General features: G+C 60.7%; 12 protein-coding genes. 5 read left to right on the forward strand and 7 right to left on the reverse strand.

Translation table 11 applies throughout. The features are described 5' to 3' along the window. The first annotated feature begins 10 nt into the window (after positions 1–10). The 4 genes from andAb (at position 11) to GSQ93_RS35375 (ending at position 3,752) form a co-directional block, all read left to right on the forward strand. Positions 11–334 carry an anthranilate 1,2-dioxygenase ferredoxin subunit AndAb gene (gene andAb, locus GSQ93_RS35360; RefSeq protein ID WP_158940640.1) on the forward strand — a complete coding sequence of 108 codons (324 nt, stop codon included), beginning with the start codon at positions 11–13 and terminating at the stop codon, positions 332–334. Continuing rightward, positions 324–1,544, forward strand: a complete 1,221-nt coding sequence (gene andAa, locus GSQ93_RS35365; protein WP_158940642.1) for an anthranilate 1,2-dioxygenase system ferredoxin--NAD(+) reductase — start codon at positions 324–326, stop codon at positions 1,542–1,544. Before andAb ends, andAa begins: the two co-directional genes overlap by 11 nt. A 180-nt stretch (positions 1,545–1,724) precedes the next feature. Then, entirely contained in the window at positions 1,725–2,975 is a 1,251-nt protein-coding gene (locus tag GSQ93_RS35370; protein WP_158940644.1) for an FAD-binding oxidoreductase, read from the forward strand. 171 nt (positions 2,976–3,146) lie between these two features. Further along, positions 3,147–3,752, forward strand: coding sequence for a histidine phosphatase family protein (locus GSQ93_RS35375; RefSeq protein ID WP_158940646.1), 606 nt, complete (start codon positions 3,147–3,149; stop codon positions 3,750–3,752). Positions 3,753–3,767: 15 nt separating this feature from the next. Here GSQ93_RS35375 and GSQ93_RS35380 read toward each other — a convergent pair whose 3' ends face one another. The 5 genes from GSQ93_RS35380 to GSQ93_RS35400 all read right to left on the reverse strand — a co-directional run bounded on the left by GSQ93_RS35380 (position 3,768) and on the right by GSQ93_RS35400 (position 8,871). Continuing rightward, entirely contained in the window at positions 3,768–4,451 is a 684-nt protein-coding gene (locus GSQ93_RS35380) for an SDR family NAD(P)-dependent oxidoreductase (RefSeq protein WP_158940647.1), read from the reverse strand. A 15-nt stretch (positions 4,452–4,466) separates the two neighbouring features. Beyond that, positions 4,467–5,807, reverse strand: coding sequence for an FAD-binding oxidoreductase (locus GSQ93_RS35385; RefSeq protein ID WP_158940649.1), 1,341 nt, complete (start codon positions 5,805–5,807; stop codon positions 4,467–4,469). A gap of 20 nt (positions 5,808–5,827) precedes the next feature. After that, entirely contained in the window at positions 5,828–6,619 is a 792-nt protein-coding gene (locus tag GSQ93_RS35390; protein WP_158940651.1) for an amino acid ABC transporter permease, read from the reverse strand. A gap of 29 nt (positions 6,620–6,648) precedes the next feature. After that, entirely contained in the window at positions 6,649–7,467 is an 819-nt protein-coding gene (locus GSQ93_RS35395) for an ABC transporter substrate-binding protein (protein ID WP_158940653.1), read from the reverse strand. A gap of 81 nt (positions 7,468–7,548) precedes the next feature. Beyond that, positions 7,549–8,871: an FAD-binding oxidoreductase gene (locus tag GSQ93_RS35400; protein ID WP_158940655.1), complete on the reverse strand. Its 1,323-nt coding sequence runs from the start codon at positions 8,869–8,871 to the stop codon at positions 7,549–7,551. 139 nt (positions 8,872–9,010) lie between these two features. Here GSQ93_RS35400 and GSQ93_RS35405 point away from each other — a divergent pair, with 139 nt between their 5' ends. After that, a complete protein-coding gene (locus GSQ93_RS35405; RefSeq protein ID WP_158940657.1) occupies positions 9,011–9,928 on the forward strand; it encodes a LysR substrate-binding domain-containing protein in 918 nt (305 codons plus the stop codon). A gap of 1 nt (position 9,929) precedes the next feature. On the opposite strand, the gene maiA is transcribed toward GSQ93_RS35405, so the two are convergent. Continuing rightward, on the reverse strand, positions 9,930–10,592 hold the full coding sequence (maiA, locus tag GSQ93_RS35410) for a maleylacetoacetate isomerase (protein ID WP_158940659.1): 663 nt from the start codon (positions 10,590–10,592) through the stop codon (positions 9,930–9,932). A 213-nt stretch (positions 10,593–10,805) separates the two neighbouring features. Further along, the gene (locus GSQ93_RS35415; protein WP_158940661.1) at positions 10,806–11,078 is read right to left on the reverse strand and encodes a hypothetical protein; all 273 of its coding nucleotides are present in this window, start codon (positions 11,076–11,078) and stop codon (positions 10,806–10,808) included. Between the last annotated feature and the right edge of the window lie 56 nt (positions 11,079–11,134).

The following is an 11,134-nucleotide window of genomic DNA, read 5'->3' on the forward strand; positions in this document are numbered from 1 at the left end:
GGGGATAAGAATGAACCAGTTGGCTCAAGCCTGGTTTCCAGTCGGCGCACTCGATGACTTCGAAGAAGGTGAACCGGTCGCGGTTGTTGCGGGTAACAAACCTATCGCTATTTTCCGTCTAGGCGAAGAAATTTTCGCGCTGCACGATCTTTGTACACATGGTCACGCACGTCTTTCAGAGGGGTTCGTGGAGAACGGTTGTGTCGAATGTCCCTTGCATCAAGGGCTCGTCGATATTCGCACGGGTGCGCCGCAGTGCGCGCCTATAGTGGAAGCGGTTCGCGCGTATCCGGTTCGCATCAACGAGGGCAGTGTCGAGATCCATGTCGAATGAAGCGTATGTGATTGTCGGCGCGGGGCACGCTGCGCGACGTGCCGCCGAGACGCTTCGGCTAAAGGCGCCGGAGAGCCGCATCGTGATGATCGGCGAGGAAGCGGAACTGCCTTACGACCGGCCGGTGTTATCGAAGGATGCATTGCTTGGGATCGAAGGCGAGCAACGCGCCTTTATCCACGATGCTGACTGGTATGCGCAGCAGCGTATCGAGATGCGGTTGGGCGTGCGGGTGACCGCGATCGATCGTGAGCAGCGGTGCGTGCATCTTAGCGATGGCGAGCGGGTCGGCTATCAGCGTCTGCTGATCGCAACCGGATCACGCGTGCGGCGCTTTAGCGGACCGGTCGATGACGGCGTGAAGCTGCATTACGTTCGCACCATCGCCGATGCACGCGCGCTGCGCGAAGCGCTCGTACCGGGCGCTCAGGTGGCTGTGCTCGGCGGCGGTTTTATCGGGCTGGAAGTGGCGGCGTCGGCGGTATCGCGTGGCTGCGTGGTGACGGTGATCGAGCCCGCAAGCCGTCTATTGCAGCGCTCAATGCCAGCCGAAGTGGGCGCGTTCATGCTCGGATTGCATCGGCGTCATGGCGTGGATATGCAACTCGGCACCACGCCGCTTGCTATCGAAAAGACGCCCACGGGCGCGATGGTTAAAACCGATCGCGGCGACGTGCCTGCGGACGTGGTGGTGATCGGCATAGGCGTCGTGCCTAACGTGGAGCTAGCGGTATCCGGGAGATTGCTGGTCGATAACGGCATTGTGGTGGATCAACACTGCCGCACCGCCGACCCACTGATCTTCGCGGCAGGCGAAGTGACGAGCCACTTCAACGTTCTGCTGGGACGGCATGTGCGCGTGGAGTCGTGGCAAGTGGCGGAGAACCAGCCTGCTGTGGCTGCCGTGAACATGCTTGGCGGCGAAGAGCCATACGCTGAGATGCCGTGGCTTTGGTCTGATCAATATGACTGCAATCTGCAGACGCTGGGCATTTTTGCGGCGCATCAATCGGTCTTTAAACGAGGCGATCCGCAAGGCAATGCGTTCTGCATGCTGGCGCTTGGCGCGGACGACAGACTCGAGGCCGTGGTGACGGTGAATTGCGGCCGGGAAGTGGCGGTATGCCGCCGGTTGATGGCGGCAGGAAAAGTGCTTGACGGCGCCCGTCTCGCCGATCTGGACACCCCGCTTAAAGCCTTGCTCAAATAGAGGCACGTCGTGGCCCAAAGGCTGCGGCTAAGCCGAAACGAAAGCTTATTCGGAAAGCCCGGGGAGCGCGCGGGTATGATCTACGTCTGGAAGTTTCTGGGGCGGTGAAAGAAGAGTGGCGGGAATCTGTCCACCCTTCACCGCCGCGAACAAACTGGTCGTAGAGGAGAGACTCAACGCATGAAGTTCGACACAGTCGTGCTGGGCGCGGGCATCGTGGGTGTATCGATCGCCATTCATTTGCAAAAGCGTGGCCGCTCGGTCGCGCTGGTGGACCGCAAGCATCCCGGACTCGAAACCTCGTTTGGCAACGCGGGGCTGCTGCAGCGCGAGGGTGTCTATCCCTACGCGCTTCCCCGCGACTTTGGCACGCTGTTGCACTACGCTCGCAATTCGTCTATCGATGTTCATTACCATCGCGAAGCATTGCCCGCGCTCGCGCCATTCCTCTGGGCGTATTGGCGCAATTCCGAACCCGCGCGCCATGCCGCCATCGCGCGCCAGTACGCCACCCTGATCGAACATTGCGTGACCGAGCACGAGATCCTCGCGCGGGAAGCGAACGTTGAGTCATTGCTGCGGCCAACGGGCTGGATCAAGGTGTTCCACAGTGCCGCCTCTCAGGATGGCGAATTGCGCGACGCCGAGCGGTGGCATCGCGAGTTTGGCGTGCAATACAAGCTCCTCGATCCGGCGACGTTGCAACTAGCGGAACCGCATCTCGACCGCTCGCTAGTGGGCGGTTTGCACTACACCGATGCGGTGTCGGTCACGGACCCGGGCGCGTTGGTCGCGGGTTACGCGGCTTACTTCGAACGTCTGGGCGGCCGCTTCCTGACCGGCGATGCCACCTCGCTGGAAGCCGAAGGCGACGGTTGGCGCGTAACGACGCAAGACGGTCCGGTTAGTGCGTCGTCGGCGGTGATCGCGTTGGGTCCGTGGGCGAAAGACGTGACGTCGGCGCTGGGCTACAAGCTGCCGCTCGCGGTCAAGCGGGGTTATCACATGCATTACGCGCCGCAACCCGGGACGATGTTGAATCATCCTGTGCTGGACGTGGATAACGGCTTCCTGCTCGCACCAATGGCACGCGGCATTCGGCTGACAACGGGTGTCGAACTGGCGGATCGCGATGCGCCGAAGACGCCGGTGCAGTTGATGCGTGCCGAGCCCTTGGCGCGTACGCTGTTCCCGCTCGGCGAGCGGGTCGATGACGAACCGTGGATGGGCCGGCGTCCGTGTACACCCGACATGATGCCAATCATTGGTCCCGCGCCGCGTCACAAGACCATGTGGTTCGCGTTCGGACACGCGCATCATGGTTTGACACTCGGCGCGGTGACCGGGCGGCTGATTGCATCGATGATGACGGGGGAGGAACCGTTTGTTGATGTCACACCGTTCAGGGCTGATCGCTTCGAATCGGTTTGAAACCGGCCGCGTTTGGGCGCATCCACTCCCGCACGCGCTCGGTTACCTGACACAGCGCTTGCTCTGAAAATTTATCGATAGCCCCGTAGAATTGGGTCAGACGCCCAGGCATCTCCCGCTCGTTCCGGCCCAAAGCCGGACGCTCAATCCGACCTCATCTTGCCAACGCCAATGAACGCTACCGCACCCGAAAACCACGCGAACCAACCTGAGATCTGGCTGATCCGCCATGGTGAAACCGCATGGAGCCTGTCCGGCCAGCACACGGGCCGCACCGATATTCCGCTGACCGACCACGGGCGCGAACAGGCGCGTTCGCTACGGCCTGTGCTCGCGGCGCAGTCCTTCGACCTCGTGCTGTGCAGCCCGATGTCTCGTGCTCGGGACACCTGTGCCGAAGCGGGGTTGGGTGCTCAAGCAGAGGAAGAGCCGCGCCTGAGCGAATGGAACTACGGTATCTATGAAGGCCGCACGACGCACGATATCCGCGCTGAAGATCCTGACTGGGCCGTGTGGACTTCGCCCATGCCCGAGGGCGAAAACGTAGAAGACATCCAGGCGCGGGCTGAGTCGCTGATCGCGCGGCTGCTTGCCACTAAAGGGCGCATCGCTTTGTTTTCGCACGCGCATTTTCTGCGCGTTCTGGGTGCCTGCTGGATGGCTGATTCAGCGGCGCTGGGAGCACATTTACTGCTCGATACCGCTTCAGTCAGTGTGCTGGGTTTCGATCGCGAAACCAGGGCGCTGAGGCAATGGAATGTGCGTCCTCAATCGTAGGGCCGGGCTTGGAGATCAAAACAAGTCCTCGTGCCGGCAATTCACGAGGATCTCCGCGACGCTCGCGGTATTCGGCATCGCAATAGTGTTCGCGATCAGCAAGGCCAGATCCTCGGGCTGGGTCATGGCCTGAGGTTCAAGATCGGCTATGCCCGCCGCCATGTCGGTATTGACGAAGCCCGGGCAGATAGCGGTCGCGCGAATGCCGTCATTCCAGCCGGCTCGCCGCACGGCATGATTCAACGCGATCACCGCATGCTTGGACATCTGGTAACCCGCGTTCAGGTTCTTCACGCGCTTGCCTGATAACGACGCAATCTGCACGACGCGTGCATCGCCGGGCTTGCGCAGATGCGGCAACGCGGCCTGGATCAGGCGGAAGGGCGCCTTCACGTTGATATCGAGCGTTTCCTCCAGAAGCTCATCGGTGCCGTCCTCAAGCGTGATGTGCGTGCAGATTCCCGCGTTGTTGATCAGGACATCTATGCGGCCAAAATGCGCGACGGTCGCGTCGACCCAGCGACGCGCGCTCAGCGGATCGCGTGCTTCATACGCAAAGGTGAAAGCATCGAAGGGGATATGCGCCGACGAAGGGTCCCGCATGCCCAGCGACAGCCGATAACCGCGCCGGTGCAATTCTGTCGCTACCGCCAGGCCAATGCCGCGATTCGCGCCGGAGATCATCGCTACCTTGTCCATGCTTGAGGTCCTTGCTTAAAAGCCTGCGTCGATAACGATCTTCGTGCCGTCACTGAAACGGCTTAGCCGGAACATGTGCGGATCGACGAGCGGTGTGTCGTTGGTGACCAGGTCCGCCATCAGTTTTCCCGCAGCCGGACCAATGCCAAATCCATGCCCTGAGAACCCCGTGCCAATGAAGAGCCCCGGCACGCTTTCAACGCCCGATATCACGGGAATGGCATCAGGCGTCACGTCCATGAGACCCGCCCAACGCTGCGCGATGCGCGCACCGCTCATATGCGGAAAGACCTTCACGAACTCACGCAGGCCGGCATCGGTATAGGCGGAAATAGGCTCGGGGTCGAGCGTGCGAATGTCTTCGAAGGCGGTCCGCTGATCAAGCGCCCAATGACGCGGCCGACGCAGTTCATCGAAGAAACGCGCACCCAAGCCAATCCGCATTGCGCCCATCTGACTCTTGAGCGCAGGGATATATTGAGGAAGCAGCCGGAAGCTGTCAGGCGTGATATCGGTGTACGTACGAAAGCCGAACGCAATCGTATAACCGCCGTCAGCGCGCTTGCGGAACGAAAATTCCTTGTTGCTGGCGCTCACGGCGGGACCACCTTCTATAGGCGATGTCCGCAGCACGGAAGCCTTCACCATCAACTGCGGCACGTTGATGTCCAGGTTCCCGCAGAAGAGCCGCGACCACGCGCCGCCCGCGACCACCACACTCTTGCAGCGGATTGTGCCTAGCTCGGTCACCACCGCGCTGACGCGTCCCGCACTTGTTTCCACGCCGCGCACCGCGCACGGCGTGAGTATTTTCACGCCGCGTTTGCGCAGTGCATTTGCTATAGCCGGTGCGGCTTTCTGCGGTTCGGCGCGGCCATCGCCGGCTGTGTACAGTCCGCCCTTGAACGTCTTTGTTGCGCCCGGCAATAAACCGGCGACGGTCTTGGGATCGACTTCACGGGTATCGAATGCATCGCTCCCGGCTAGCGCACGGGCTTTTTCAAGCCATACGCGATGCCCTTCCATCTTCGCGTCGTCGTTAGCCATGTACAGGATGCCGCATTGCTTGAAACCGGTATCGATGCCAAGTGTCTGGTCGAGCGTGCGCCACAGTTTCAGGCTTTCTATACTCAGTTCGAACTCGCGCATGTCGCGATGCGTGACACGTACCCAGCCCCAGTTACGGCTGGATTGTTCGCCTGCTATATAGCCCTTCTCGCATAGCGCTACGCGCAGCCCTTTGTCGCTCAGATACAGTGCCGTACTCACGCCAATAATCCCGCCACCGACCACCACGACATCCACTTCGTGCGGCAGGGTGGTGTCGTCGGTGACGGTCTCGACTGGTGGTCCCATAAGCTTGTTATTCCCCGCCTTTAGTTGTGTTGTCCGGTCATGCCTGCACGTGCGGCTGCTGCTTGCCGCTTGAGTTGCTTGCGTGTGGTAGCCGTGCTTGCGCCGCCGTAACGCGGATTTGAATGCCGGTTGGTCCAGCGGTCGATGTGATTGATCGCGTGCGTGAGCGGCACGGTAATCAGCAAGTAGACGAGCCCGGCGGCGACCAGCGGCGAAAGGTTTGCTACGTTCACCGATGTATTCTGCCCAATGGTGAACAGGTCACGTTGCGAAGTCAGCAAGCCGAGAAAATACACGAGGCTTGAATCCTTCACGATCGAAATGAACTGGTTCGCCAGCGCGGGCAGAATGCGCCTGATGCCTTGCGGAACGATCACGTGACGCATGGCAGTCCAGTACGTCATGCCGAGCGCCTGACACGCGGAGAGCTGCCCCTTGCCGACGCTTTGGATGCCCGATCTAAAAATCTCCGCTATATACGCCGATGAAATCAACCCAAGCGCCACGATGGCAAGCGGATACGGATTCGGACCGAACACCGCCAGCCCGACCGGCGCGAGTCCTTGCCCCACGAGCAGGATCACGAGCGCCGCCGGCAGACCACGAAAGACCTCCACGAACACGCGCGCCGGCACTTCGAGCCAGCGCATATGCGACACCGCCATCAACGCCAGCACCATACCGGCGATGATCCCGAGCAGGGTCGAAAACAACGACAGCACGAGCGTGTTGACCAGCCCGGTTTCGAGCAGCGAAGGCAGCGATCCCGTGAGCAACTGCCAGTCGAGGAAGTTCTGCAGGAATGCGTTCATGGCGCTCTCCGGATCATGTCGGCGAAAGATCAGCTACCGGTTTTCATCTCATACGGCGGCAGGCTGGCAGGCTTAGGATAACCGGGATGGAACTGCGTGTAGAGCTTCATCCAGGTGCCATCTGCCACAAGCTCGTTAAGCGTCTTGTTGACCGCGGCTTCGAGCTTGGCGTTGCCTTTGCGGATCGGAAAGCCGGCCGGCAGGTTGATTGCGGAAATATCCAGCCGGTCGGCAAGATTCAACTGCGGGTACTTGCTTTGCAGGCCGTCGACTAAAGATTTATCGATGAAAAGACCGTCGATATATTTTGAGCGCAGGGAGAGAAAGCCTGCGTTCACGTTAGGGAACCGCACGATCAGCGCGCCTGGCAAATAGCTGGCCGAATACGTATCTTCAATCGTCCCTTGCACCACGCCAATCCGCTTGTCCTTGACCGACGCCTTGTCGCTCGTGATCACGCTATCGGGAAGGGTGGTCACGCTAAGCAGTCCAGTGAGATAACCCTCGGAGAAATCGACCATCTTGAGACGGTCGGTCGTGATCGAAATCGATCCAGCCGCAAGATCGATCTGCTGGTTGGACACACTCGGCAGCAAGCCACTGAAGTCTTGCGCGCGGAAGTCGACGCTCAATCCCAGCTTCGCGCCAACCGCGCGCAGCAACTCCACGTCGAAGCCGGTCATCTTGCCGTTATCGATGTAGGAATAGGGCTTGTTGTTAGCGTCTACACCAGCCATCAGCTTGCCCGGCGCAAGCGTGCCGAGGTCGTCGGCATGGGCGCTGGTGGCGGCCATCAACGAGAAGGAAGCGACGATGGAAACCAGGCTGAGAAAGTGTCGAAACCGCATGATGTTGCTCCAGGGTAACCAGCGATGAATTGAAAATACAACGGGTCAATGCAGAATCACTAACGGGCTTGAAAGCAGGCGTCAGGACAGCGCGCCGCGCACGCGTGCGTTCCAGTAATCGTCCAGCTGATACAGCGCGGTGCCTATCGGCACGCTCAGGCTGCGTGCCATGCCGCCCGGACTCAGCGGGAACGGACCTTCGCCGAATGCGCCGGGCGCCGCGTCGAGGCCTGATAGTGTTCTTGCAATGCGCTGCCCGAGGTATGTCATCAACGCGACGCCGTTGCCGTTGCAGCCGAGCGCGTAAAACACCCCGTCGCGCTCGCCGATATGCGCGAGCTTGTCGCCGGTCATCGCAACGTATCCCTTCCATGCATGCGTGATGCGCACATCGCGCAAAGCGGGCCAGAGCTGCACCATCTTCTTGTGCAGGATTCGCGCCGCCTCGCGTTCGCCGACTTCGCGAAACGATGGCCGCGAGCCGAACAACATGCGCGTTCCGTCGGGGGAAGGCCGTGTATAAAAAAGGTTTCGCTTGGAGTCGCTGATCATGCGGCGCCCCGGATTCAATGCATCCATGAGTCCTGGCGGCAGCGGTTCCGTCGCAATCTGGTAACTCGCCACCGGCAGCACGCGACGTGAGAAAAAGGGCAGCAGCTGCCCGGTATAACCGTTGGTCGCGACCAGCACTTGCTTTGCATCAATCTTGCCGCGCGCCGTATGGACAGCGAAGCGCGCGCCGGTCCGTTCAATTCGTTCGACTGCCGCATGGGAATGCAGGCTTGCGCCGCATCGGCGCGCGAATTCGCGCAGGGCTCGGTGATATTTTGCCGTATGCAGGCCGCCGTATTCATCCACGAGAATGCCACCGTAGTAGTAGTCCGACCCCACCACGGCGCGTTGCTCGGCACGCGTCACCACATGCACGGTCACGCCGGTTTTCTCGCGCAGTAATTCACCCTGCTGGCGCAACCGCTCGAAATGCCCCGGCGTAAACGCACCAAAAAAGCGGCCAGTTATCTGCAGATCGGCGTCGAGCGATTCACGGGCTATCAGGTGCTTGAGATAGTCGAAACTCGCCGTGGACTCCGTCATCAAGCGGCCCAGCCGTTCCGCCGATACCCCGCGAATGGCGTCGGTCAGCGCCAATTTCTGCCCGCTCGACACCATGCCGCCGCTGCGCGTGCTGCCGCCCGCGCCGATTTCGGCGGCGTCCAGCACGGCGACTGAAGCACCTTGCCGCGCCGCCTCCGCCGCCGCCGATAACCCGCAATAGCCGCTTCCCACGATCACCAGATCCACGCTCGACGGCAGCGCGACGCGCGATGTTTCTGGGGGCGCCGCGTCCCACCAATACGGTGCGATGCGAAATTCGTCGTGGAAAAGCAGTGCATCGGCTCTCATGGTTCGCTGGGAGTGACTAGTTGCAACCAGTCTAGAAGCGCTTCCGTCATCCGGTCAAATACGGCCAAAAACGTCTGCTATTCATTTTTGATATGACAAGCTTGCATGTGGACCGGGCAAATCAAGGGAGAGGGCGAACATGAACCAGAAGCAAATCGAAGCGTTCAGGCTGGTGATGCTGAGGGGATCGATGACCGCAGCGGCCGAAGAACTCGGCACCTCGCAGCCTAGTGTCAGCCGCCTGATTGCCGAGCTGGAGGTGTCGACCGGGCTGGCGCTTTTTACGCGCAACGGTGGCCGGATCCAGGCCACCGACGCGGGCACTGCTTTCTATCGCGAGGTCGACCGCAGTTTTGTCGGGCTTGAAAAGCTGGGGCACTCAGCGCGGGAGATCCGCCAGTTCGGCAGTGGCCGGCTGCGTTTGGTGGCGCCGCCGGTGCTGGCATTATCGTTCGTACCCCTTGTGATCGAGCGCTTCCTCGCAGCGTATCCGCGCATTGCGGTGTCGCTGGAAATGCGCAGTGAGGGCACGATCCAGCGCTGGGCGTCGTCGGCCTATTGCGATGTCGGTTTTGCCACCACGACGCCTGATGCGTTCGGTGTGACCAGCGCAGAGTTGTATCGGCTGGCCGGGGTCTGCGCGCTGCCCGCCAAACATCCGCTCACTGCGCGCAAGCGAATTCATGCCCGTGACTTGAGGGATCAGAACCTCATCCTGCCGTCCTATGCCGACGACGTTCGCTCGTCGCTCGACCACGCGTTGCGGCAAGCCGGCGTGAACCAGGTGCCGGTGATCGAGACGCCTTACGGCGCGACCATTTGCGCGATGGTCGCGCGTGGCCTGGGCGTGGGCGTGGTAAATCCGCTGGCCACGTCCGATACCAATCCGGCGCGCATTGTGTTCAGGCCGTTCTCGCCAGACGTGATGTTTCGCGGCTTCACGGTCTGTCCTCAGTTGCAGCATTCGAACCCGCTGGTGAAAGCTTTTCTCGATCTCAGCAAGGAAACCATGGCGATCGAAGCGGCTCGTTTGCAAAGTTTCGCCGCAACGGTCTGACCTATCCCGGTGCCCCATGCTGCCGCTGGGGATCGGCCTTCATGAATGCCGGATGCGGGTCACACGCGGCCATGATCCGGTCGATAGTCGGTATGTCAGGAATCGCGATCTTGAACACGCGCGCCACCGCGACAATGCTCGCGAGGCAGATATCCGCGATGGTGGGTTCATCGCCATGACAGAACTTGCCCGTTTCCGGCGCGCCCGCGAGACGTTCTTCAACTGCGGCAAGGCCCGTGCCGAACCAGCGGATTTGCCAGGCGCGCCACGCTGCATCATCGAATCCGCCCGTTGTCTGAAGATACTTTTTCACGCGTGGCACGACGAGCGGATGGGTATCGGCTGCGCACATGGACGCAATGGAGCGCACGCGTGCGCGACCGTATAAATCGCTCGGCAATAAAGGCGGCGAAGGCTGCAGTTCGTCGAGGAATTCGAGGATGGCCAGCGATTGCGTCAGCGGTTCATGCCCTTCTACAACCAATGCGGGGATGGAGCCCAGCGGACTGATTTTCAGGAATTCGGCGCTGCGTTGCTCGCCTGCGTCGAGGTCGATGTTTTGTTCGTGCGCGCTCAGGCCCTTCAAATTGAGGGCGACGCGTACGCGAAACGCGGCGGACGAGCGCCAGAATGCGAAGAGTTCGAATTGCGCTTGCTCTGACATGAGGATCTTCCTTCGTGGTGGACGGTAGCAGCGACGTTGGCTAAGCCGACGGCTCTCAACTATGCATCAAAGTGCTCTAGCCTGGGTCCACAGCGTGAAGGTCAAAAATGTCAGGAAGGTCAGAGAGGTCGCTAGCTCCACAAACGCCGATGCCCGGCGAACCTGAGTTCGCCGGGCATCGGCTTCCTGCTAAGTCTTAAGCTTCAGCGTTTATCAGTTACGCGGCGCAAGCGAACCTGCGTCGTTGGCTTGAACGCGATCACCGGATTGCGTAGTGGTATTCCGCACACCGCCATAAGCGTTTGCGCCATTGCTCACCGCATTTTCCGCTGCGACGGTTTGCGCGCTTTGGCCGCGCTGCGAAGCGGGTGCGCCAACTTGCGGGTTGTACGACGGTGCCGGACCATAACCGCTGCTAGCGAATGCGGGTGCTGCAAGGGCGGCGGAAACGGCGACTAACAACGATGCAATAAGGGTCTTGTTCATGATGTGCTCCGATGCGTATCTATGACTTCATTTCATGGGCTACACAGCGGTCCGGC

It is taken from the genome of Burkholderia sp. S171 (assembly GCF_009766085.1).
Lineage (GTDB): Bacteria > Pseudomonadota > Gammaproteobacteria > Burkholderiales > Burkholderiaceae > Caballeronia.